The organism is Streptomyces purpurogeneiscleroticus, from assembly GCF_020024005.1.
In the GTDB taxonomy this organism is placed as follows: Bacteria; Actinomycetota; Actinomycetes; order Streptomycetales; family Streptomycetaceae; genus Streptomyces; species Streptomyces purpurogeneiscleroticus.
Window position 1 is genome coordinate 93,504 of record NZ_NHSG01000170.1, and the last position, 22,653, is coordinate 116,156.

Below are 22,653 nucleotides of genomic sequence, written 5' to 3' on the forward strand. Positions count from 1 at the left end.
ATGAACACCTCCCGCACCCGAAGCGAGGCAGCGGCATCCGGCATTCCGCTTCCCTTGAGCTGGCTGACCCCCCAGGAGGAGAGCTGGCGGTCCCACGTGGCGCGCGTCGCTGCGACGTCCATCGCCCCCCGGGCCGCCGCAATGGACCAGGCGGGGCGCTTCCCCGACGGATTGTGTCAGGAGCTGGCCGCAGCCGGCCTGATGGGCATTCACATCCCGGACACCTACGGAGGTGCGGGCGGCGGACTGCTCCACGTCGTGCTGGCCATCGAGGAGCTGGCGAAGGCGGATCCCGCCGTTGCGGTGCTGGTGGATGTCCAGAACGCTCTGGTCGTCCAGGCATTGCTGGCTCACGGCACCGGTGATCAGAAGCGCAGCCTGCTGCCCAGGCTCGCCGCCGGCACCGTCGCCGCATTCGCCCTGTCGGAAGAGCACTCCGGCAGCGACGCCCTGTCCATGGCGACCACCGCACGTCCCGACGGCGACGGGTACATCCTGGACGGACGGAAGCAGTGGATCACCAATGCAGCTGAGGCCGGCGTGTTCTTGCTGCTGGCCCGCATCCCCGACCGAGGCGTCACCGCCTTCCTCATCGACAGCACCACGCCGGGGCTCACGGTCGGTCCCCGCATCACCAAGATGGGCATCCGTGCCACCTCGACCTGCGAGGTGGCGCTCCAGGGGGTACGAGTGCCGGGCCACCAGGTGCTGGGCCGTCCCGGCCAGGGCGATGTCCTCGCCGTGAGCACGCTGGACATCGGCAAGCTCGGCATCGCCGCACAGCTCATCGGACTCGCCGAAGGGGCCTTGGGCGCCGCGGTGTCCTATGCGCAGACACGCGAGCAGTTCGGCCGGCCGATCGCGGCCTACCAAGGCGTACGGTTTCCCCTTGCCCAAGCCTCCGCCGAGCTGGAAGCCGCCCGCCTCCAGCTGTACAACGCCACCCGCCTGGCGCAGCACAGCGCCGATGGCCCGGAACTGACCCAGGCCGCCTCCATCGCCAAGTACCTGGCGTCCGAAGTCGCCGAGCGAACCGCCTCCTTGGCGGTGGAGATACACGGCGGCAACGGCTTCGCCACGCACAGCGTCGTGGAGAAACTCTATCGGGACGCGAAGGTCGGCAAGATTTACGAAGGCACGAGCAACATGCAATTCCGCACCCTCGCTTCCTTTCTCCTGCGCGGTGTCGCCGAGGCCGGAGGAGCGCCACAGGCTGGTACGGGCACAGATCTACGGGGCGGTGTGCCCGCCGCGGGACCGACCCGGCCGGAGGTGTTCCGATGAATTCCGGCACCCCTGCGGCCTCCTCCCACCCCGACGAGGCATCTGCGTCCCCCGCCCCGAGCAACCGCCTCAAGCTGTTCTGCCTGCCCTATGCGGGCGGGTCGGCGAACCGCGTGTTCCACGACTGGACACCCGCCCTGACGGAACATGTGGAACTGTGGCCACTCGAACTGCCGGGCCGAGGCGCTCGCATGGCCGAGAGCCCCTGCACTTCCGTCGAAGCCCTCGTCGATGACCTTCTCCATGCAGTACTCCCTGCGCTCGACGGCCCCTACGCCCTCTTCGGGCACAGCCTCGGGGCCATCGTGGCCTTCGAACTCGCCCGGCGCCTGGAACACGCACACCACAGGCCGGCGGTCCACCTGATGGTCTCCGGTCACGAGGCTCCGGATGTCCTCTCCGAACCGGACCGTGATCACCTGTTGCCGGACGAGGAATTCCGCGACCGACTGAGCGAACTCGCCGGCACCCCGCAGGAAGTCCTGGACAACGATGACCTGATGGAGCTGGTGATCCCGGTTCTGCGCGCCGACTTCGCCGCCGCCAACACCTATCGGCTGGACTCCCCCTGGCTGCGGCTGTCCTGCCCAGTGACGGCCTTCGGAGGCATCGAGGACCCCGAAGCGCCTCCCCACACCCTCCGTGCCTGGCAGCACCGCAGCACCGGGCCCTTCCGGCTCCGGTTGCTGCCCGGCAACCACTTCTACCTGCACAGCGAACAAGCACTGCTGCTGCAGAGCATCACCGAAGCCCTTGCGCCCGTGCACGAAGCGGAAGCCGTCCGGCTCCGTGAAAAGGAGGCATGATGAAGCCCTGGCTCTACAACGCCCTCTACCGGTTGGGTATCGCCCCGTGGGACATCGGGGTGCGACCAGAGCTGGTCAACATGGTGGAAACAGGGCGGATCAAGCCCGAGGCGGGGCGTCGGCGAGTGCTCGACCTCGGGTGCGGCACCGGCGCCGAATCCGTCTACCTCGCCCAGCAGGGCTTCGAAGTCGTGGGCGTCGACTACTCACGAGTCGCACTCCAACGGGCTCAGGCGGCGGCGCGACAGCACGGTGTTGCCGAAAGCTGTCGCTTCGTCTACGGAGACATCAGCTCGTACCCCATACCTGGCGTGGACGGCACGTTTGATGTCATTCTCGACTTCGGTGCCCTGGACGACATGACCGGCGCACCCCGTTCCGGCATGGCGCAGGCAATCCACCGTTACGCCCACACCGGCACCTTCTTCATCCTGTGGTGCTTCTACGCCCGCAAGGAGGAGGTCCCCCGCTTCCGTTTCTCCGGAGTCTCCCAAATGCACAGCATGCTGGAACCCGGGGAAGAGCAGGATCTGTTCGGAGCGGAATTCGTCATCGAACGGCTCGAAGCACCGCAGCACACCGCCTGCTTCGCCATGACGAAGAAATGAGGACCGCACCGGCCGACGCCCCCGTCGGCCGCCGCGAGAAGCGGCTGACGTTGGCCGTGGTGTGCTCGGCACTGTTCCTGGCGCTGCTGGACAGCACGGTCATCAGCCTGGCCCTGCCCACTTTGCAGCGTGACCTGCACACGAACGTCGCAGGGCTTCAGTGGATCGTCGACGGATACATCCTGCTGTACGCAGCCCTCCTGCTCACCGGCGGCACATTGGGGGATCGCTTCGGCCGACGACAGCTCTTCACGGTAGGAATGTCGCTCTTCGTCGTGGGTTCCCTGATCTGCGCCGCGGCCGGCACCGTCGCGGTACTGGCAACGGGACGGGCCGTCCAGGGCATCGGCGCGGCAGCCATCACACCGCAGACACTGGCCATCTTGGCGCAGGTATTTCCGGAGGGGCCGGAGCGTGTGCGTGCCTTCGGGACGTGGTCGGCCGTCTCCGGGCTCGCCCTGCTTCTCGGCCCCGTTGCCGGGGGAGCTTTCGCGCAGTACTTCGGCTGGCCGAGCATCTTTCTGCTGAACATCCCCATCGGCCTGGTCGCTCTCGCCGCTGCCCGGCGACTGCCGAGCGCCACCGCAGTGAAAAAGCACCGTCCACTGGATCCTGTTGGCCAGTTCCTGGCGATCGTCTGGCTCGCGGCTCTCACCTACGGTCTCGTCGAAGGGCCGAAATCGGGCTGGCGAGACGCCTCGGTGACCGGGGTGCTCGCCGTAAGCATCGTGGCACTCGTTGCTCTGCTGTGGGTACAGCACCGAAGCTCTCACCCCATGCTGCGTCTGGACTTCTTCCGCTCCCGCACCTTTTCGGGCAGCGCATCGGTGACCTTTCTGGTCGCCTTCGGGCTGAACGCCGGCTTTCTCCTGCTCAGCCTGCTGTTGCAGCTACTGGGCGGAGCCGAGCCGTCCCAGGCGGGCCTGCGGATGCTGCCGGCCATGGCCGCCATCGTGGTGGCGGCTGCCTCGGCGGGCCGTATCTCGGAACGCTACGGGCCACGACTGCCGGTGGTAGCGGGTACCGCTCTGGCGGGTCTCGCTCTCGTGCTGCTTTCTGTCGTCGCGGTCGACCGGCCCTATGCCCTGTGGTGGCCCCTGCTGGCCCTCATGGGCTTGGGCGTGGGCATGGTGATGTCTCCGAACAATGCCCTGCTCGTGAGCAGCGCCCCTCTCGATGCCGCGGGCCAAGCCGCCTCGGTCGGAGGGGCGGCCCAGCAGGTGGGCGCGCTGCTGGGAGTGGCCTCACTCGGCGCTGTGCTCACCGGCACGGCGCCGGGAGAAGCCAGTTCGTCCCCCGTCGAAGCGGCGCCGCACTCAGTGCTGGCCGCCGGAATCGAGCACGGGCTGCTGATTTCCGGGATGGGCTATCTGGCCGCGTCCGCCCTGGCGATTTCGCTGATGCGGAAGAAGGTGCAGCGGCCGTAGCAGAAGTCCAGGATTTCCTTGCTTCGTGATCACATTTCAGCAAGTGATTCATCGAATGGCTTCTCCGGTACCCGGAGGGAATGAGCGTCAATAGAGGCCGAGCGCCTTCGCGGTGCCTTCCCCCCGGCTCATGTGTTCTTGAGCTGCGTCCCCGAGCGCTTCGAGGACGCCTGTGACGACCGTTTCCGTCACTGCCAGCGCAGGCACCAGACTGTCGTACGGCGTGGTGGCCGGTGCCTGCGACGGCAGGACGACATCGGCAACAGCGGAAATAGGGGAAAGCCAGGCATCGGTGACGAGAATGACTTTCCCGCCGCGCTTCACTACAAGGCGGGCCAGATCGAGCAGGGCGGGCTCGTAGCGCCGGAAGTCGAATACCACCAGAACGTCACGCTTTCCGCCCTCGGTCAGCATGGCGGTGCGCTCTACCGCACCGTCGGGCAGAAGATGGACGTCAGTACGTAGCTGGAGCAGGTGAAGGCCCAGGTAGCGGGCGTGCAGGCCGCTGAACCGCCCGCCTGTGATCAACAGTCGGCGCTTGGTCTCCGCGAGTAGACCAATGGCATGTTGAAGGTCGTCCGGGGGAAGCGCGGCGAAGGTGTCCCGTACCGATGCGCTGAGCGTCTCGGCGGAGGAATTCAGTAGCTCCTCGACCGGGGAGTCCGCTCGGCCGGCGAACCCGGTTGCTTTGTACAGGGACAGCGGAGAGGCGTCGCGCTGCTCCAGCTCCTCGCGCAATGCCTGCTGGAACTCGGAGAAGCCGCGGTAGCCGAGGCGAGCGGCGAAGCGGAGGACGGTCGGTGCGCTGACGCCCGAACGCTCGGCGATTTTGGCGACCGTCTCGAACCCGGCCGAAGGGTAGGCGGCCAGCAGCACACGGGCGACCTTGCGCTCTGCCGGGGAGCACTCGCCCAGCCGTCGCCGAATCGCCTCGGCCACACTTCCGCTGCCATTGCCGCCCACTGTCGCTCCTCACTGCATGAGCTGCCGGATTAGGCTCGATGCTGCGTAACCCGAGCTTATCTGCGTGCCCCGCCGGACTTTGTATCCGGGCCGGAAAAAGTCCATGGATCGGGCACGGGAAGACCGGTTGTCGAGGGAGCCGAGTACTTCGGTGGGCGGTGGTGCGCGGTGAGCGGCGCGAAGCCTCGGCGGCACACGCTGCCGGCTCGCGCCAGAGCGGGCAGTTCCAGCCATCTCACCTCGCTCGACGGAGCCGTGCACGGCCGCGATGAAGGGCGGGGCGCCCTGGCCGCAGGCACGCCCCGTGCTGGTGCGACGCTCAGCAGCCGGCCGTGCTCTCCCGAATGACCAGACGGTGCGCCACACAGCGTTCCTCGACGGCTTTGAGGGGAACTGCCGAGTCGCTGGAAATGCGCATGAGGAGGAGTTCCAGCGCTGCCCGGGCCAGTGCCGCTTTGTCAGGGGCAATCGTGGTGAGGGAGGGAATGCTGAATCGACCTGCCTCAATGTCATCGAATCCGCAGACCGCCACATCGTCGGGCGCTTTGAAACCCCGCTCGTGCAGAGCACGTACGGCCCCGAGTGCCAAATGGTCATTGAGGCAAAGAAGCGCGTCGGGGACGGCGCCGCGGTCGGCCAGCGCGGCGGCGGCACGGGCACCGTCCAGCCAGTGGAAAGCGTCGACCGGCAGGACCAGCTCGGGATCGAACGGCAGCCCGGCCGCCTCCAGCGCTTGCCGGTAGCCCTGCGTTCGGAGCTGATCGGTGCCGCTCGCCGGGCCGAGGCGACCGCCCACCACTGCGATGCGCCGGTGGCCGCCGGCCAGCAGGTGGGCGGTGGCTTCCCGGGCGGCGGCGACATTGTCGATGCCGACATGGTCCCGCGCTTCGGTGGTGTTCCGCTCGCCGAGCAGAACCACTGGCAGGCCGCGGTCGGCTGCGCGCAGATCGTCCGGCAGCAGGGCGAGCGGGCTGATGATGACGCCATCGACGAAGTCGGCGTCGAAGCCGTGCAGGGCAGACGTCTCTCGGTCGCGTCGGCCACCGGTCTGGTGGATGAGGACGGTCCGGGACCGCTGCTCGGCCGCCGCCACGACGTGCGCCGCGAGTTCGGAGAAGTACGCGACGTCCAGCTCGGGCACGACCAGGGCGATCATGCCGGTGCGGCCCTGCCGCAAATGACGGCCGGCGAGGTTGACCCGGTAGCCGAGAGCGTCGATGGCCTCCTGCACCGCCCGGCGAGTCTTGTCCGAGACGTGCTCGTACTGGTTGATGACGTTGGAGACCGTCTTCTGCGAGACCCCCGCGTACTCGGCCACATCTTTGATCCTCGGCCTGCCTGCCGCCACGTTGCATGTCCTTCCGTTGCGTTGATCGTACCGAGCGTGACCACACTGCCAGGCCGCCGTGTCAAGTAGCCACCTGGCTATTTACATCGATGTACATCGCGTGGTGGCATGTCCGCCAACACAGCGCCACCCCAAGGAGCAGCATGGCCGCGCCCGCCAACCCGCCCAGGCCGGAGTATCCGCGCCCGCAGTTCGTCCGCGAACGGTGGCAGTGCCTCAACGGCGAATGGGAGTTTGAGATCGACCGTTCCGACAGCGGCCTGGAACGGGGCATGCTGAAGAGGACGCTCACTGACGCGATCACCGTGCCGTTCTGCCCGGAGTCCGAACTTTCGGGGATCAACGACACCGACTTCCTGGAAGCGGTCTGGTACCGCCGGACCATCACCGTCCCCGCCGCGTGGGCCGGTGAGCGGGTCCTGCTGCACTTCCAGGCCGTCGACCACGACACCACGGTGTGGGTCAACGGAGTGGAGGTCGCACGTCACCGCGGCGGTTTCACTCCCTTCACCGCCGACCTGGACGGAGTGGTGAGCGCGGGCCAGGAGGCTGTCGTCGTCGTGCGGGCCCGCGACACCCGCCACGGCCCACAGGCACGGGGCAAGCAGGCCACCTGGTACGCCAATTCACATTGTCACTACACACGCACCACGGGCATCTGGCAGACGGTGTGGCTGGAGCCCGTACCCCGCGCGGTCCACCTCGAGCGGCCACGCATCACCCCCGACCTCGCCGGCGGCGCCTTCCACGTCGAGATGCCGCTGAGCACCAACCCGCCCGGCCACACCGTGCGCGCCGTGCTGTCCGACGGAGACGACGAGATCGCCCGGGTCGAGGCACGCGCCGACCTCGACCTGTGTCCGCGCCTGACACTGCCGGTGCCCCCGAAGAGGCAGCGACCGTGGTCCCCGTCCGATCCGCACCTCTACCGACTGCGGCTGGAGCTCCTCGACGAGCACGGACGCACGGTGGACACCGCCCGCTCCTACGCGGGCCTGCGCTCCATAGCCGTGCGCGGCAAGCAAGTACTGCTCAATGGCGAACCGCTCTTCCAGCGACTCGTACTCGATCAGGGCTACTACCCGGACGGCCTCATGACCGCCCCGAGCGACGAGGCCCTCGTGCGCGACATCGAACTGTCGCTGAACGCCGGATTCAACGGGGCGCGACTGCACCAGAAGGTCTTCGAGGAGCGCTTCCTCTACCACGCCGACCGGCTCGGCTACCTGGTCTGGGGAGAATTCGGCGACTGGGGGTGCGAGACCGGCGTCCGCGACGACAACCAGCAGCCCGGCGCCTCCTATGCCGCCCAGTGGGTGGAAGCGGTCGAGCGTGACTACTCCCACCCCTCGCTCATCGGCTGGTGCCCCCTCAACGAGACCTACCAGCGGCTGCACGACCGCATCACTCAACTCGACGACGTCACATGGTCGATGTTCCTGGCCACCAAGGCAGCCGACAGCACTCGCCCGGTGATCGACGCATCCGGCTACGCCCACCGTGTGCCGCACACCGACATCTACGACTCGCACTGCTACGAGCAGGACCCGCAAGCCTTCGCGAAGCTCATGTCCGGGCTCGCGGCGGACCGGCCGTACATCAACACCGGCCCGGACGGCTCCCAGTGGTCCGTCCCCTACCGCGGCCAGCCCTACTTCTGCAGCGAGTTCGGCGGCATTTGGTGGGATCCGCAGGCGGAAGCCGAGAACGGCGAGGAGCCGGAGACATCGTGGGGGTACGGCCTGCGGCCCCGGAGCGAGGAGGAATTCCACGACCGCTTCGACGGCTTGGTCGCCGTCCTGCTCGGTGACCCCAATATGTTCGGCTACTGCTACACGCAGCTGACCGATGTGTTCCAGGAACGCAACGGCGTCTACCGCTTCGACCGCACCGAAAAGCTCGATGTCACCCGACTGCGAGCGGCGCAGCAGCGTCCCGCAGCCATCGAGCAGCACTAGAACCAAGGTCTCGAGCGTACGCCGAGGACCTTCGAACGCGGGCACGGCCGCCCGCCCCCGAGCGGCCGTGCCCGTACCCCCAGCACCGCACTGCTCCAGGGGACGGGCGAAGAAGCCCGTCCGCCTACTGATACGGAGTGCCATGCCCCCTCACTCTTTTACTGCCCTCTCCACCTGGCCCAAGGGCGACACGCCCAGCCGGCGCCGGTTCGTCCGCGGCGTTCTCGCGGGTACCGCTGCCGCACTCGCCGGGACCTCGATCGCCTCCTGCGGCACCGCGGCGGCAGCCGGAGACGGAACACTGCAACTGTGGGATCTGTTCAGTGGTGCTGACGGGGCTCTGCTCAACGAGATGATCGACAAAGCCCGCCCGGCCATGGGCCGCCTCACCATCGAGCGGACCGTGCTGGAGTGGGGGCCGCCGTACTACACCAAGCTGGCCATGGCCTCGGCCGGCGGGCGAGGCCCCGACCTTGCCATCTGCCACCTGTCACGGCTCGCCGGCTACGCGCCGACCGGTCTGCTCACCCCTTGGAACGTCGACCTGCTGAGCGAGTACGGCGTTCAGCCGGACGACTTCGCCGAGGCCGTCCGGGCCCGCACCGGTGCCCAGGGCAGGACCTATGCCATTCCCCTCGACACGCATCCCTTCATCACCTTCTACCATCCCGACCTGGCCGACCGGGCCGGCCTGCTGGACAAGGACGGCAAGCTCGACCTCGACGCCTTCTCCTCACCTCAGGGATTTCTGCAAGCGAGCCGGGAGCTCGCCCGGGCAAGCGGAAAACAGGGTGTGGCCTTCGGTTACGTCACCGACGCCGCACAACTGTGGCGGCTGTTCTACGGCTTGTACCGGCAGACGGGCGCCGACCTGAAGCTGCGTCCCGGCGGCCGAGCCGAAGCCGACCCGGACAAGATGACCCATGTCATTGAGTTCATGACGAAACTCATCGACGGCAAGGTCAACCCCGGACGGCTCGACTACGCCTCGTCCATCGCCGCCTTCGCCAACCGGCAGACCGGCATGATCCTGTCCGGGGAGTGGGAGCTGGCCACCTTCCGTGCCGCCAACCCCAAGGTGGGAGCGGCAACATTCCCCACCGTCTTCGACAAGCCCGCCGTCTACGCCGACGCCCACTCTTTCGTGCTGCCGCGAGACGTCCCCCAGCCACGACTGGACCGCGCCCACCGTTTCGTCGCGGCCATCCTCAAGGCCGGGCAGACCTGGGCGAAGGCCGGCCACATCCCCGCCTACCAACCAGTCACACGGACCAGCGCCTACCACAGACTCTCCCCGCAGGCCGATTACCTCAGGGCACAGGACCACGTGGTGTTCGACCCGCCCGCCTGGTTCACCGGCGCCGGCTCCGACTTCCAGAACACGATGTCCCAGATCCTGCAGACCGCGGTGCTGGGCAACGTGGCTCCCGACCAAGCGGCCCGCAGCATGCTCCGCCGTGCCGACACCTTCCTGTCCAAGCCCGACCCGGCATGAACCGCGGCGTAGGAGAAACAACGATGTCCGCACCCACCACCCCCGCCGCCGGTTCACCACGTGAGCACCGTGCACGTCTGCGCATCTCGCCAGGACTGTGGTTCGCCCTTCCCTTCCTGGTCCTGTTCGTGGGCTTCCTCGTATGGCCCCTGGCCCAGGGGCTCTGGATGAGCCTGACCGACGCCTCCTTGTCGGCACGCGCCGGCCAGTTCATCGGCTGGGACAACTACGCCGAAGCGCTCGCCGACGCCGAAATGTGGCGCGCCATCGGCAACACCCTCTTGTTCACCGCACTGTCCACCGTGCCATTGGTCGCGGTGGCCTTCGTGATGGCAATCCTGGTGTACACAGGACTTCCTGGACAGTGGGCCTGGCGGCTGGCCTTCTTCGCGCCCTACCTGCTCCCGGTGGGCGTTGTCGCTCTGCTGTTCCTCTGGCTGTACCAGCCGGACCTCGGCCTGTACAACCAGCTGCTCGCTGCGGTGGGCGGGGAGGGGGTCGCCTGGCTGAGTGATGAATCCGTTGCCATGTGGTCGATCGTGTTGACCACGTTGTGGTGGACGGTGGGATTCAACTTCCTGCTCTACCTGGCGGCACTGCAGTCCATCCCGGACCAGCTGTACGAGGCGGCGGCACTCGACGGCGCGGGGGCGTGGCGCCGGCTGTGGTCGATCACCCTGCCGCAACTGCGCCGGACCACAGCAATGATCACCATTCTCCAGATCCTCGCCTCGTTGAAGGTGTTCGACCAGGTCTACCTGCTGAGCAAGGGCGGACCCAACGGCTCCACCCGCCCCGTCATCGAATACATGTATGACGTGGGATTCACCGGCTACCGGCTGGGTTACGCCTCTGCCGTCAGCTACGTCTTCTTCGCGATCGTCATCGCCCTCTCGATCGCCCAGTTCGCCGCCTTCCGCCGCAAGGAGAGCTGACATGGCCGTCACCCAGGCCCCACGACGGACGACAGCGGCCACCGCGTCCGCCAGGCCGCACACCACCGGGACGCGCCGGGCGCGCACGACGGCCAACAGCAGCTCCCACCACATCCTCGGAGACGGACCGCTGCCGCGCATACTGGCGCTGAGCGCGCTGGGGGTGATGGCCGCGCTGTGGTTGCTGCCCCTGGGCTGGGCTCTCTTCACAGCACTCAAGTCGGAACAGGACGCCAGCAACACGGACCACTGGTTCTGGCCTCAACACGGATTCACCCTTGATGGCTTTCGTACCGTCATCGAGCGGGGGGACCTTCCCCTGTGGATGTTCAACAGCCTGCTCATCGCTTCGGTCGTCACAATCATCACCGTGGCGATATCCGCCCTGGCTGCCTACTCCTTCTCGCGCATGCTGTTCCGGGGCCGCAAGCTGTGGATGACCGCGACCGTCGCCGCGATCCTCGTGCCACCGCAGCTGCTGATCGTCCCCTGGTTCCAGCAGATGCTGTCGCTGGGCCTGGCTGACACCTACGCCGCGGTCATCCTGCCGCAGACGGTGGCACCCGTCATGGTCTTCATCCTGAAGAAGCACTTCGACGGCATCCCCCGGGAGCTGGAGGAGGCCGCGCGGCTCGATGGTGCGGGCCACTTCCGCACTTTCTGGTCAGTCATCCTGCCGCTCTCTCGCCCGATGCTCGCGGCAGTGGCCATCTTCGTGTTCATCGGCGCGTGGAACAACTTCCTGTGGCCGTTCGTCTCGACCTCCGACCCGAACCTGATGACACTCCCGGTCGGCCTGACCTCGGTGAAGAACGCCTATGGCATCCAATACGCTCAGACGATGGCTTCCGCAGTGCTCAGCAGCCTCCCTCTCGTCGTGATGTTCATGTTCTTCCAGCGGCACATCGTGAAGTCCATCGCCACTGCCGGCCTCGGCGGTCAGTAGTGCAAGGCGACTACTGCGCACACCGGCCCGCTGCCCGCGAGCAACCTTGAACCCGCCTTCCCAGCACTACCCGTTCGGGCACGCCGCCTGGGGCTTTGGCTGCTCCCTCGACGCGATTAAGGTCCGGCCGAGAGTCGGCATCCCCTGTCGGTCCGTGAGGCTGTTCGAAACATGTCCAAGGAGATTTCCCTGACGTATTCGATGAATTGGATCCGTCGCCTTCCGCCGGCACTGACCACCGACCTACCGGTGCTGGTCATGCTTGTGGCCTGCTTCATGCTGGTGCCTTTGTACTGGGCCCATATCGTGACAGGGGTGGCGTTGATCGTCCTCACGGCGATCCACCTGTGGACGCGCCGGGGAAAGGTCGCCCGGTTGCTGCGGGGGGACCGGCGTACGGCACTGCGCAGATGGCGGCGGCGGAGCGGGTACATGCTCTTCTTCCTGGCGGCATTGCTCATGACGGTGACCGGGGGGATGCGCTGGGCGGGGATGCCGCCGGACGACACCGGCCATGCAGCCGTCAGCACCATGCTCATCGTGGCGGCCGTGCCGCACCTTTGGGTGAGCCGGCGCGCGTTGCGGGCCCGCTTGCGTGTCAGGCGCACAGGGGGCGCCCGGACGGTGCACCGCCATCGGATCCGGAGCTGACCGGCCACGAAAAACCGTTGTGAGTTCAGGAATCTGGGAGGCGTGTGTGCTGGTGGTGACGGGCCCATCGGGCAATGTGGGGGTCGAGCTGGTCGAACTGCTGCAACAAAGGACGGTGGGGCAGCCCTGGCGGGTGGCCTCCCGCCATCCCGAGCAGTTGGCTGAGCGGCTCGGGGAGAGCGGGGAGACCGCCCGCTTGGACTTCTTCGACCGCTCCACCTGGGCGGCCGCGCTCGACGGGGTGCAGACCCTGTTTCTGCTCTTCCCGCTGCCGGGCAACAAGGCCGCCCGCAGCGCGATCCTGCCGTTTCTCGATGCCGCCGAACGGGCCGGATGCCGACACGTGGTGTACGTCTCGGTCTTCGGAGCAGAACGGGCGAAGTTCATCCCGCACTACAAGATCGAACAGCATCTCTTCGCCTCTTCCATGACCTGGACCGTGCTGCGGTGCAGCTTCTTCATGCAGAACCTGCACCGGCACATCTCCACCCACGGCACCGACATGACTGAGCGCGGCGAGCTGTTCATCCCGGCCGGCAAGGGACGCACCACCTTCATCGATGCCAGAGACGCAGCCGCCGTCGCCGCCGACGCCCTGCTTCACCCCGCCGCACACCACAACCGGGTGCACCATCTGACAGGCTCCGAGGCACTCACGATGGAGCAGGTCGCCGCCACGCTCACCCGTCACCTGGCCCGCCCGGTGCGCTACACCCGCCCCGGCCTGCTCCGCTTCGCGGCCCGGCTGCGCCGCCGTAACGTGGGGTGGGACACGATCGGCTTCATGTCCGCCGTCTACACCCTGACCCGCCTGGGACAGAACCAACCCGTCAGCGATGAGGTCGCACAGCTCCTCGGACGCCCGCCCTGCACCCTGGACCGGTACGTGGAACACAGCGCCTGGCGCTGGCAGCAACAGGCATGGAGCTGAGGCCGGCCGCCGGAGCGAGTCCGCTTCGAGGGGTACATCCGCCATGTGCCATCGCCCGGGCGGAAGTTCTCCCCACGCCCGCGAGCGGGCCCACTGATTCACCGCGTGATCACGCCCCGGCCGGGTGGTGGTGCATGCTTCGTTCACGCCGGCGACACCCCGAACTCCGAGGCTTGGCAAGGGATTTGACCAACCCCCCACGCTGAGGAGCGTCCGAATGTTCCGAACGTACAGATGGCCGGCCGGCCGTCAGCCCGTCAGAGCCATCACCTTGTTACTGGGTACGGCCCTCGCCACCCTCGCAGCGGCCGTACCCGCCGTACCCGCCGAGGCCGGCAGCCGGAGCACCGGCGCCCTCCCCGCGGTGAGCCCCCGGGCCGAGACGCCCGCGCTGTACGACGACGAGGCGGGCGGAGACGCCGACGCGGACGATCCGGCGATCTGGCGGAACGCCGCCGAGCCCGGCCGCAGCCTGGTGATCGCCACGGCCAAGCAGGGCGGACTGCGGGTCTACGACCTCGACGCCCAGCCCGTACAGTCCCTGCCGGCGCCGCCCGCGCCGGGGCCGGACGACGCCCCGGGCCGCTTCAACAACGTGGACCTCGTCCACGGCCTGCGCCTGTCGTCCGGCCGCGCCGACCTGGCGGTGGCCAGCGACCGCGGCCGCGACACACTGCGGATCTACCGCATCGACCGCGACCGGCAGGGTGGCCCGCTCACCGACGTCACCGACCCCGGCGCGCCGCCGGTGTTCTCCGCCGGCCAGGACGAGATCAACGAGCAGCAGACCGCTTACGGCCTTGCCACCTGGACCGACACCTCGACCGGGCGGTCCTACGCGCTGGTCAGCCGGCGCAACCGCACCACCCTCGCCCTGCTCGAACTGACCGCGTCGCCCGGCGGCAAGGTCGGATACCACAAGGTGCGCACCCTGGACCTGCCGTCCGCCTTCCGGCTACCCAACGGCAGTTCCTGGACGCCCTGTGCCGAGCCCGGCGAGCTGCCCCAGGTCGAGGGCATGGCCGTCGACCCGGCCACCGGCACCCTCTACGCAGGTCAGGAAGACGTCGGCATCTGGCGGATGCGGGCCGACCTCACCGGCTCGCCGCACCTCGTCGACAAGGTGCGCGAGTACGGGATTCCCGGTGAGTACGACGAGGGGACCGAGGAGTGCGTACCGGGCGCCGACCCCGGCTACGGCGGCACCCGGCTCACGGCCGATGTCGAGGGGCTGACGCTGCTCACCGAGGACGACGGCGACGGCTACCTGCTCGCCTCCAGTCAGGGCGACAACACCTTCGCCGCCTACGACCGCGAGCCGGGTGACGACAACGAGTACGAGGGCGGATTCCGCGTCACCGCCGCCTCGGCGAGCCTCGACGGCTCCGAGGAGTGCGACGGCGCCGCCGTACTCAACCAGCCCCTGGGCACGAAATACCCGCACGGCCTCCTCGTCGTCCAGGACGGCCACGACGCACCGGCGGACGGCGACCGCAAGGCCACCGATTTCAAGTTCGTGGACCTCGCCGACGTCATGAAGACAGTCGACGGCTGACGGACGGGCCTCCCCGCCCGGCTGCTCACAGTTGGTGCGCCCCGGTTCCGCGCAAGCGCCCCCGGGTGTCCAGGAGGAGTGGGGAGTGGGCGGGGAGGTCGTCGACCGGGACGGTGTGGTGGTCCTGGAGGAGGATGGTGAGGTCGGCGGTGGTGGCGGCGGCGAGTACGTCGGTGGTGGGTTCCACCGGTGAGCCGTCCGGGGCCCATGCATCGACGAGCGGGTCGTGGTACGTCACGTGGGCGCCGGCCTCGCGCAGGTGGTGGAGGAGCGGGGTGGCCGGGGTGGCGCGGAGGTCGGGGCTGTTGGGTTTGTAGGTGACTCCGATCAGGAGGATCGTGGCGCTCTGGAGGGGCTTGCCCGCGTGACGCAGCAGGGTCTCGGCGCGGCGGGCGACGTGGGCGGGCATTTCGGTGTTGATCTGTTGTGCCAGTTCGGCCAGGCGCAGCGGGGCGCCGGCGTCGCGGGCCCAGTGGGTGAGGTAGGCGGGGTCGACCGGGATGCAGTGTCCGCCCACGCCGGGTCCGGGGCGGAACGCCTGGAAGCCGAAGGGCTTGGTGCGGGCGCAGTCGATGGCGTCCCAGACATTGACGCCGAGCGCCCTGGCCGTGACCGCGAGCTCGTTGACCAGGGCGATGTTCACGCTGCGGTAGGTGTTCTCCAGCAGTTTCGCCAGCTCGGCCTCGCGCGCCGAGGCCGCCTCCACGACCTCGTCGCACAGCCGCCGGAAGAACTCGGCCGCGACCGCGGTGCACCGTGGGGTGTAACCGCCGACGACGCGCGGGGTGTTGCGTACGCCGAAGGTCCCGTTGCCCGGGTCGATGCGTTCCGGCGAGAAGGCGAGGGAGAAATCCGTGCCGGCGCTGAGCCCGGAAGCCTGCTCCACGGCTCTGCGGACCACCTCGTCCGTCGTACCGGGGAAGGACGTGGACTCCAGGACCAGCAGCGATCCCGGCTTGAGGTGGTCGCCCAGCGCGGTGGCGGCCCGGTGGACGTGGGACAGGTCGGGCCGCCCGGCCCCGCCCAGCGGCGTGGGTACGCAGATCACGGCCACCGAGGTCTCCGCCAGCAGGCTCACATCCGTGGCGGCCCGGAACCCGGCGGCCAGCATCGCGGTGAGGTCGGCGTCGGTGACATCGGGGACGTGCGAGCGGCCGGACATCAGTGCGGAAGTCAGCGTCGGGTTCTCGTCGATTCCGACGACCTTCATTCCGGCGCGGCACGCCTCGCGGGCGAGGGGAAGGCCCGTATAGCCGAGCCCGATGACAGCAACGCTGTTCACATTGTGCTCCTTACCGCTCTGCGTGCAGGGGGAGGGTGCCGAGAGGCTGCGGGGCGGGGCCGAAGAGTACGGCCGCCGCGACCCTGGGGGTGAACAGCCGGGCCGGCGGGGCGGTGAGGCCGATGACATCGCGGAGCGCGTCGCCGATCAGACGGTTTCCGCCGGCCCGCGCGAGGACCCGGTTGATGTACCACTGCTGGGGCAGGGCAGCGATGCCGGGACGTTCGCCGGTGGTGGCGGGATACTGCAGATCGGATCCCGTCGCCAGTTGCCAGGCGGGGCGGTAGGCGGTCGAGACCGCCCGCTGGAGAGTACGGGTGGTGGTGCGCCGGCCCTGCTGCCTGCGGGAGAGCGCGGTACGCAACGCGACGGCCTGCAGGGCGGCGACCGAAATGCCCTGGGCGTAGATGGGGTTGAAGGTGCAGCAGGCATCGCCGACGGCGAGGAAGCCGTACGGTGCGGCCCCGGCACGCTCGTACAGGTACCTGCGATTGGCCGTGTACCGGAAGCCGCGGGGCGGCGCGATCGGCTCATTGCGCCGCGCCCACTCGTGCAGTACCCGGTCCGCCAGACCGCCCAGAAAACGCAGCACACCGGCCCGGTCGGTGGGCGGTTCGTGCCCCCGCATACCGTAGGCGGTCAACAGCCAGCGGTCCGCTTCCACCGGAAAGAGCGCGGCACCACGAGGGTGGTCCCGGTCGGGCTGGATGTGCACGCCCTGGTACGGGGCGTCGCTCCCCGGCGCGCCCCTGTACTGCAGCGTTGTATAGGCGAGCCCGGGGTCCACGCACTCGGCGGGAGGGGTGGCGGGGCCGAGTGCGGCCAGCCACTGCGGTGCTGCCGAGGAGCGCCCGGTGGCATCGACGACCAGGGCCGCGTACAGGTCGTACGGGTCTCGCGGACCGGTGTCGCGAGCCGACACCCGTACCCCGCTCACGCGCCTCGCGTCGCCCAGCAGACCGACAGCCGTGGTGCGTTCCACGAGGCGGATCCGCCGGTGCTTGCGCACGCGTTCGCGGACGACCCAGTCGAGCAGCGGGCGCGTACAGGAAAGGAGGTGCATGGTGGTCGGGAAGCGGCGGGCCCAACTGCCGGCCGACCACAGCACCGCGTCCCGCGGCACCCCGATCCGGAAGGCTCCGTGCGCGCACAGTTCCCGGACCACCCCGGGCAACAGGTCGTCCAGGGCGCGCTGTCCGCCGGGCAGCACGACGTGGAGGTGGTGCGCCTGCGGCACGCCGGGGCGGTGTTCCGGGCCCGGTGGCAGTGTGTCGCGTTCCACTACGGTCACCGAGTCCGCGTACGCCGCCAGGACGTGTGCCGTCAGCAACCCGGCCGTTCCCCCGCCCAGCACGAGGACCCGCCGTTGCGTACCCGTGGTCATGCCGTCCTCCCGTTCACGTCCAGTGGCCCGTACCGAAAGTCGGTGTGTCGGGGAGGAGTTGAGCGCGCAGCGCGAGGCGCCGGACCTTGCCGGTGCCGGTGCGGGGGATGTCCGCCCAGCTGCGGACCATGGGCTCGGCGAGCGGCGGCAGGTCCCGTACGGCCGCACGCCAGGCAGCGGCGTCGAGCCACCCGTCGGCCGTCACCACAACGGGCAGCAGGGTGCGTCCGGGGGCGCCCAGCACGGTGCATTCCAGCACGGCGGGCAGCCGGTCCTCGATCACGTCCTCCAGCTCGACGCAGCTCGTGCCGGGCACCGCGTCGACCTCCCGGTCCAGCAGCACCAGGCTGCCGGACCGGGTGAGGAAGCCGATGTCCCCGGTGTTCCACCACGGTCCGAGGGCCTTCCGGGACCAGCGGTCTTCTTCCCCCAGGTAGCCGACGCAGCGGGCCTTCGTCCGGGCCAGGATGATGCCGGGCCTGCCCCGCCCGACCGGGCGGAAGGTGTCCGGGTCGACCACGCGCAGCTTGGTGCGGCCGGGTACCGGCCGGCCGAGGTTGCGGGTCGTCGGGTGGCGCAGGCCGGTGGCGGCGAGCGCCTTGCGGGTGAGCAGGCGGAACGTCAGCGGCCCGGTCTCCGTCTGGCCCCAGCCCTGCAGCCACACCGGATGCCGGCGCCGGGAGGCGTTGAGGTAGTTGCGCACCGTGGGCGGATGCACCGAGTCGAAGGTACTGATGTACAGGCGTACCGCACGGAAGGGGGTGCCGGGCCCGGCCGCCATCCCCTGCCACCGGACGTAGGTGGCGGGCGATGTCTCGACCGTGGTGGGCGGATGCGCGGTCAGGGTGCGGGCGACGACGGCCGGATCGGTGTCGGCGAGGATGACCACCTTGCGTGGTTCGAGGTGGAACACACTGACGGTCCACGGTACGGCCCGGCCATGGACGAACGGGTCGGCGCCGGCCACGGTGTCGTCGCGCCGGCTGGTCACGACCGGCGTGCGCTGGCACTCGAAGTGCGCCAGCCGGTGCACGATCGTGCGGGTGGTGTGCTCGACGAGCTTGGGCACACCGGTGGTACCCGAGGTGTGGTGCACCACCAGGGTGTCGTCGGGGTGGCGCCGCAGGACCGGCGGTGGCTCATGCCCGCGTACGTCATCGAGCGCCAGCGTTCCCGCTGTCCGCCTGTCCAGGGTGAGCGTCCGGGGCGCGAAGACCGCCGGCTCGGTCCCCGTGCCGCGCAGCGCTCCGACCGTCCGGGAGTCCGTGATCAGCAGCGCCGGTTCCAGCCGCTTGAGCAGCGTCTGCAGCGTCGTTGCGGGCAGGTCGTCGGAGATCAGGGCCGGGACGGCGCCCATCCGCGCCGCCGCGCACGCCAGCAGCACCACGTCCCAGTGGTTGGTCTTGACCACGGCCACCCGGTCGCCCGGACGTGTACCGGCGGCGGCGAGCCACCCGGCGGCCTCCCTGACGAGCTGGGCGAGGCGGCCGATGCCGAAGGTGACGCCGCCGCCGGCGCAGATGTCGAAGGGGTGGCTGAGGTGCACGGTGGTGGGGCTGCCGCGGTCGGCCAGCACGTCGAAGAGCGTGCCCAGTTCGGCGGGCTTGGCGGGCCTCCGCTGTCGGGCGGCGCGGGGCCTGGCGGTCATGGGCGGCCCCCCGCGGTTGCGGTGCTCTCGCCCGCGTCCGTCGCGGGCCGGCGGCCGGTGACGGTGACCATGACCTGGGAGAGCCAGTACTGGGCCGGGTCGGCCATACTGTCGACCGCCTGCTGGATACGGTCTTCGGTGACGGCACCGCGGGCGAGCATCGCGGGGCGCAGATGCTCGATCCACAGGATGTACCAGCGCGCTGCCGCGGTGCCGCCCCGCACCACGGTGGAGCGGCCCTCCGCGCGCGCATCCACCAGTCCGGCCCGGTTGGCGAGTTCGACGTTCAGCAGGCCGCAGCGCGGGTGGTATCCGGCCGCGCACATCACCTCGTACGCCGCGTGCTTGACCTCTTGGAGGAAGTCCTCGCGCTCCGGGTGGCTGAACAGGGAAGCGGTGTCCGTGTCTTCGAGGACCAGCCGCCCTCCCGGGCGCAGCGCGCGGCACAGCCGGTCGACGGCCTTCTGCCGGTCGGTGACGTGCTGCAGTACGAGCCGTGCGTGTATCAAGTCGAAGTAGGAGAGCGGGAGTTCGTCGCCGGGGGCGTCGCTGACGAGGTCGAGCTGACGCACCGTAATACCGTGGTCGGTCAGCCACTTCAGCCGGTCCACCCGCAGGTCGGTCGCGAGTACCTCGCCGGTGGGGCCGACCCGGTCGGCCAGCCAGCGGGCGACCGAGCCGCGTCCCGCACCGGCCTCCAGACAGCGCAGGCCCGGTGCCACGCCCGCGGCCGCCAGCCGGTCGGTGGTGCCCGCGTCCCAGAGCGCCTCGCCGAGGGCGAGCCGCTCCTCCTCCTGCGCGAATCCGGTGTCGAAGGTGTCGAAGACGTACCGGTCGCCGCCGGGAACGCCCGGCCGTGGTGATTGCTCAGCCATGCGTCACCTCCGGCCGCGCGCCGGTGGCGGGGTGTCCCGCGTGGTCGAGGACGCGGGCCACCGCCCACTCCGCCGACCGGAAGGCCCCCTCGCTGCTGGGGCGTTGCATCAGCCAGTCCCCGGCGTACTCCACCGCGCGGGAGGGCCGGCGCAGGAAGGGCGTCCGCAGCCGCAGGGCGCGCGGGGTCGCTTCGGGCAGACCGTGCCGGAAGCGGTGCACCCGGGCCGTCCGCAATGCCTCCCCCAGACCGGGCAGGTAGTACTCGCCCCGCTCCCGCAGCAGGCGTACGGCCTGGTCATCGGGGGCGTCGAGCAGTTCCCGGGTGACCTGCGGAGTGGCGATCAGGGACACCAGACCGGCGCCGGGAGGGACCCGGCCGGGGTGTTTGACGTGGTCGATGACGATCCCGTTGAGCACACTGTCGTGGACCGCGGGAATCATCAGCGCGTACACGGGCCGGCGGCTGCGCAGCCGCAGCGGCCGGTCGAGGACGCAACTCACTTTCAGCATCGGGGTGTACGTCGAGGCGTGGAGGTAGTCGCGTTCGTCCTCGGGCGCGTCCGGGTACAGCCGGGCGGCGACCGGCGCCGGTACGCACAGCACCACCGAGCGCGCGGTGAGGGTGGTGTCCGCACACTCCAGACGGGCTCCGCCGGGGTGCAGGGTGACCTGCTCGACCCGTACCCCCGTTGTCACGTCCAGCCGTTCGGCGAGCCTGCGGGTGAGGGTGTCCATGCCGTCGCGGTAGGTACGCCAGGCGGCGGTGCTTCCGGTGGCCAGGAGATGGGCGACGAACGGCCCCGCTGCCGAGCGGTGGGCGTCCCAGCCGCAGAAGCCGCTGGTCAGCGGCTGGAAAAGATAGTCGACGAGGTCATTGCCGTAGCGGTCGGCGAGCCGGGCGACGGTACTGGCGCCCAGGGGTGTGTGCTCGGGGTGGTCCGTGTCGAACTCCTTCCGGCGGCGGGCGGTGTCCGCCTGGAACCGGAGGAGACCGAGCCGGCCTTGTACGGACAGGCCGGCCCCGGTGAGCAGGCCGCGTGCGCGGCCGGTGTCGGGGCGGATCCGCCCGTCCCGCCAGGTGGCGATCGACTGCGGGACGCGCGGTACCTCGGCGGGCGTCAGCCCCGTCGCACGGATCAGCTTCCAGGTCGCTCCGTAGCCGCGGGGCGCGAGCATCTCGGCGCCCGCGTCGATGAGATAGCCGTCGTGACGGAACGTACGCATCCGCCCGCCCACCGCCTCGGACGACTCAAGGACCTGCACGCGGCGTCCGGCCTTGTGCAGCGCGTGCGCCACGGCGAGGCCGGCGGCGCCGGCACCGACCACGGCCACATCGAGATCGGTCGTCATGGGTTTCCCCTTTCCGGGCCGTAGGGACGCAGCCGAGCCCCGTTCGTGTGTGCCGTCACGGCGTGGTGCCCGGGAGCAGCGGCAGCGCGAGGTTCACCGCGCACAGCAGGACGACGGTGGCCCGGTGGTTGCGGATCGCGGTGCGGCGGGCCAGCAGGATGTCGCGACGCCGGAAGGCGATGTCCAGCTCGGTGCCGCGCAGGGCGATCATCGGCAGCATGGCCAGGGGGAACCACCACGGTGCCACGCCCGCGGCCGCGGACCAGACGACGAACCCGACCTGCGCGAGCGTCATGGCGGTGATGAAGGCCGCGTTGCCGCGCGGGGAGGTCAGCACGGCGACGGTGGGCCGCCCCACCCGGGCGTCGCCCTCGATGTCGTGAGTGTTGGAGTACAGCCCGAAGAGCATGGGACCGGCGCCGAACAGCACCGCCTGGACGACCGCGAAACCACTGAGCGAGGCGGACAGCAGACCGTACGGCACCAGGACCATGCCCACACCGAAGCCGCAGAGGAAGACCTCCTGCCAGCCGCGATAGCTGATTTTCAGGCCCCATGAGTACTGCACGGCGGTGACCAGGCAGGCAGCCGCGAGTATCAGGGTCCAGGTGGCCTGGTGCGGTGCCACGGCCGTCGCGCCGGCCCAGAGCAGCGCCCCGGCAACGGCCGCGGCCCAGCCGAAGCGAATGGCCTCCGTGGGCGTCAGCGTCCCGGCGAGCAGTGGTTTCCGGGCGAGGCGGCGGCGGGGCGCGTCGGGGCCGTAGTTGGCCGCGTCGCTGCCGTCGCGGTACCCCGTGACATCGTCGAAGGCAACCGAAGAGGCGATGACGCACAGCTCACCGAGCCCGAACAGCACCAGCGTCAGTACGGTGCCGGGGGACAGCCGCTGCCCGGTCGCGAGCAGCAGCGTCAGCGCGACGGGCAGCGCCAGGTAGTAGTCGATGATGTCGAGCTTGGCCAGGCGTACGTACGCACGGACTTTGGCTGCGGCCGGCGCGGGGCGCACCCCCGCCGGTAACTCCACATCGCTGCTCATCGGCCCCTCCTGCCGGCGGCGAACTCGCAGACGGCGTCCGCGACGTGTTCCACCTCGGCGTCGGTGAGATGCGGGTGGACGGGGATGGCCAGTTGGCGCCGGGCCGCGCTCTCGGCGTGCGGCCAGCTGCGGCCGCCGGTCGCGAACCGGGCGAAGGCGGGCTGGTGGGG

20 protein-coding genes are annotated in these 22,653 nt (G+C 69.5%); 11 read left to right on the forward strand and 9 right to left on the reverse strand.

Annotated elements, in window-relative coordinates; translation table 11 throughout:
* The 4 genes from CCS38_RS10170 to CCS38_RS10185 are packed head-to-tail and all read left to right on the forward strand — an operon-like array spanning position 1 to position 4,125.
* A complete protein-coding gene (locus tag CCS38_RS10170; RefSeq protein ID WP_223732885.1) occupies positions 1-1,284 on the forward strand; it encodes an acyl-CoA dehydrogenase family protein in 1,284 nt (427 codons plus the stop codon).
* Positions 1,281-2,090 carry a thioesterase II family protein gene (locus CCS38_RS10175; RefSeq protein ID WP_223732886.1) on the forward strand — a complete coding sequence of 270 codons (810 nt, stop codon included), beginning with the start codon at positions 1,281-1,283 and terminating at the stop codon, positions 2,088-2,090. The genes CCS38_RS10170 and CCS38_RS10175 overlap by 4 nt, the downstream gene beginning before the upstream one ends.
* The gene (locus CCS38_RS10180; protein ID WP_223732887.1) at positions 2,087-2,698 is read left to right on the forward strand and encodes a class I SAM-dependent methyltransferase; all 612 of its coding nucleotides are present in this window, start codon (positions 2,087-2,089) and stop codon (positions 2,696-2,698) included. Before CCS38_RS10175 ends, CCS38_RS10180 begins: the two co-directional genes overlap by 4 nt.
* Positions 2,695-4,125, forward strand: coding sequence for an MFS transporter (locus CCS38_RS10185; protein ID WP_223732888.1), 1,431 nt, complete (start codon positions 2,695-2,697; stop codon positions 4,123-4,125). Before CCS38_RS10180 ends, CCS38_RS10185 begins: the two co-directional genes overlap by 4 nt.
* Before the next feature lie 87 nt (positions 4,126-4,212).
* Here CCS38_RS10185 and CCS38_RS10190 read toward each other — a convergent pair whose 3' ends face one another.
* Together CCS38_RS10190 and CCS38_RS10195 are read right to left on the reverse strand one after the other, a co-directional pair.
* Positions 4,213-5,088: a MurR/RpiR family transcriptional regulator gene (locus tag CCS38_RS10190; RefSeq protein ID WP_223732889.1), complete on the reverse strand. Its 876-nt coding sequence runs from the start codon at positions 5,086-5,088 to the stop codon at positions 4,213-4,215.
* A gap of 319 nt (positions 5,089-5,407) precedes the next feature.
* Entirely contained in the window at positions 5,408-6,406 is a 999-nt protein-coding gene (locus CCS38_RS10195; protein WP_308050786.1) for a LacI family DNA-binding transcriptional regulator, read from the reverse strand.
* 173 nt (positions 6,407-6,579) lie between these two features.
* Here CCS38_RS10195 and CCS38_RS10200 point away from each other — a divergent pair, with 173 nt between their 5' ends.
* The 7 genes from CCS38_RS10200 (at position 6,580) to CCS38_RS10230 (ending at position 14,907) form a co-directional block, all read left to right on the forward strand.
* Entirely contained in the window at positions 6,580-8,394 is a 1,815-nt protein-coding gene (locus CCS38_RS10200) for a glycoside hydrolase family 2 protein (RefSeq protein WP_223732891.1), read from the forward strand.
* 142 nt (positions 8,395-8,536) lie between these two features.
* A complete protein-coding gene (locus CCS38_RS10205) occupies positions 8,537-9,889 on the forward strand; it encodes an extracellular solute-binding protein (RefSeq protein WP_223732892.1) in 1,353 nt (450 codons plus the stop codon).
* A 23-nt stretch (positions 9,890-9,912) separates the two neighbouring features.
* Positions 9,913-10,824, forward strand: coding sequence for a carbohydrate ABC transporter permease (locus CCS38_RS10210; protein ID WP_223732893.1), 912 nt, complete (start codon positions 9,913-9,915; stop codon positions 10,822-10,824).
* Position 10,825: 1 nt separating this feature from the next.
* Positions 10,826-11,770: a carbohydrate ABC transporter permease gene (locus tag CCS38_RS10215; protein ID WP_223732894.1), complete on the forward strand. Its 945-nt coding sequence runs from the start codon at positions 10,826-10,828 to the stop codon at positions 11,768-11,770.
* Positions 11,771-11,941: 171 nt separating this feature from the next.
* Complete coding sequence (locus CCS38_RS10220) at positions 11,942-12,421, forward strand: hypothetical protein (protein ID WP_223732895.1); 480 nt, start codon at positions 11,942-11,944, stop codon at positions 12,419-12,421.
* Positions 12,422-12,440: 19 nt separating this feature from the next.
* The gene (locus tag CCS38_RS10225; protein WP_223732896.1) at positions 12,441-13,352 is read left to right on the forward strand and encodes an NmrA family NAD(P)-binding protein; all 912 of its coding nucleotides are present in this window, start codon (positions 12,441-12,443) and stop codon (positions 13,350-13,352) included.
* 217 nt (positions 13,353-13,569) lie between these two features.
* On the forward strand, positions 13,570-14,907 hold the full coding sequence (locus tag CCS38_RS10230) for a phytase (RefSeq protein WP_223732897.1): 1,338 nt from the start codon (positions 13,570-13,572) through the stop codon (positions 14,905-14,907).
* Positions 14,908-14,932: 25 nt separating this feature from the next.
* Here CCS38_RS10230 and CCS38_RS10235 read toward each other — a convergent pair whose 3' ends face one another.
* The 7 genes from CCS38_RS10235 to CCS38_RS10265 form a co-directional block, all read right to left on the reverse strand.
* The gene (locus tag CCS38_RS10235; protein WP_223732898.1) at positions 14,933-16,189 is read right to left on the reverse strand and encodes a nucleotide sugar dehydrogenase; all 1,257 of its coding nucleotides are present in this window, start codon (positions 16,187-16,189) and stop codon (positions 14,933-14,935) included.
* Between the two features lie 10 nt (positions 16,190-16,199).
* Complete coding sequence (locus CCS38_RS10240) at positions 16,200-17,573, reverse strand: NAD(P)/FAD-dependent oxidoreductase (protein ID WP_223732899.1); 1,374 nt, start codon at positions 17,571-17,573, stop codon at positions 16,200-16,202.
* 13 nt (positions 17,574-17,586) lie between these two features.
* Positions 17,587-19,221 (reverse strand): class I adenylate-forming enzyme family protein, encoded by a 1,635-nt coding sequence (locus CCS38_RS10245; protein ID WP_223732900.1) that lies wholly within the window; start codon positions 19,219-19,221, stop codon positions 17,587-17,589.
* Positions 19,218-20,096 (reverse strand): class I SAM-dependent methyltransferase, encoded by an 879-nt coding sequence (locus CCS38_RS10250; protein ID WP_223732901.1) that lies wholly within the window; start codon positions 20,094-20,096, stop codon positions 19,218-19,220. Before CCS38_RS10250 ends, CCS38_RS10245 begins: the two co-directional genes overlap by 4 nt.
* Positions 20,089-21,447 carry a protoporphyrinogen/coproporphyrinogen oxidase gene (locus CCS38_RS10255; protein ID WP_223732902.1) on the reverse strand — a complete coding sequence of 453 codons (1,359 nt, stop codon included), beginning with the start codon at positions 21,445-21,447 and terminating at the stop codon, positions 20,089-20,091. The genes CCS38_RS10250 and CCS38_RS10255 overlap by 8 nt, the downstream gene beginning before the upstream one ends.
* Before the next feature lie 55 nt (positions 21,448-21,502).
* Positions 21,503-22,483, reverse strand: coding sequence for a UbiA family prenyltransferase (locus tag CCS38_RS10260; protein ID WP_223732903.1), 981 nt, complete (start codon positions 22,481-22,483; stop codon positions 21,503-21,505).
* The coding region (locus tag CCS38_RS10265) for a DegT/DnrJ/EryC1/StrS family aminotransferase (protein ID WP_223732909.1) at positions 22,480-22,653 on the reverse strand (174 nt) is incomplete at its 5' end. The genes CCS38_RS10260 and CCS38_RS10265, both read right to left, overlap by 4 nt.

Excerpts from the sequence above, each read along its gene's own strand:
- CCS38_RS10170 (WP_223732885.1), top strand. The coding sequence starts at position 1 with ATGAACACCTCCCGCACCCGAAGCGAGGCAGCGGCATCCGGCATTCCG.
- CCS38_RS10175 (WP_223732886.1), top strand. The coding sequence starts at position 1,281 with ATGAATTCCGGCACCCCTGCGGCCTCCTCCCACCCCGACGAGGCATCT.
- CCS38_RS10180 (WP_223732887.1), top strand. The coding sequence starts at position 2,087 with ATGATGAAGCCCTGGCTCTACAACGCCCTCTACCGGTTGGGTATCGCC.
- CCS38_RS10185 (WP_223732888.1), top strand. The coding sequence starts at position 2,695 with ATGAGGACCGCACCGGCCGACGCCCCCGTCGGCCGCCGCGAGAAGCGG.
- CCS38_RS10200 (WP_223732891.1), top strand. The coding sequence starts at position 6,580 with ATGGCCGCGCCCGCCAACCCGCCCAGGCCGGAGTATCCGCGCCCGCAG.
- CCS38_RS10205 (WP_223732892.1), top strand. The coding sequence starts at position 8,537 with ATGCCCCCTCACTCTTTTACTGCCCTCTCCACCTGGCCCAAGGGCGAC.
- CCS38_RS10210 (WP_223732893.1), top strand. The coding sequence starts at position 9,913 with ATGTCCGCACCCACCACCCCCGCCGCCGGTTCACCACGTGAGCACCGT.
- CCS38_RS10215 (WP_223732894.1), top strand. The coding sequence starts at position 10,826 with ATGGCCGTCACCCAGGCCCCACGACGGACGACAGCGGCCACCGCGTCC.
- CCS38_RS10220 (WP_223732895.1), top strand. The coding sequence starts at position 11,942 with ATGTCCAAGGAGATTTCCCTGACGTATTCGATGAATTGGATCCGTCGC.
- CCS38_RS10230 (WP_223732897.1), top strand. The coding sequence starts at position 13,570 with ATGTTCCGAACGTACAGATGGCCGGCCGGCCGTCAGCCCGTCAGAGCC.
- CCS38_RS10240 (WP_223732899.1), bottom strand. The coding sequence starts at position 17,573 with ATGACCACGGGTACGCAACGGCGGGTCCTCGTGCTGGGCGGGGGAACG.
- CCS38_RS10245 (WP_223732900.1), bottom strand. The coding sequence starts at position 19,221 with ATGACCGCCAGGCCCCGCGCCGCCCGACAGCGGAGGCCCGCCAAGCCC.
- CCS38_RS10250 (WP_223732901.1), bottom strand. The coding sequence starts at position 20,096 with ATGGCTGAGCAATCACCACGGCCGGGCGTTCCCGGCGGCGACCGGTAC.
- CCS38_RS10255 (WP_223732902.1), bottom strand. The coding sequence starts at position 21,447 with ATGACGACCGATCTCGATGTGGCCGTGGTCGGTGCCGGCGCCGCCGGC.
- CCS38_RS10260 (WP_223732903.1), bottom strand. The coding sequence starts at position 22,483 with ATGAGCAGCGATGTGGAGTTACCGGCGGGGGTGCGCCCCGCGCCGGCC.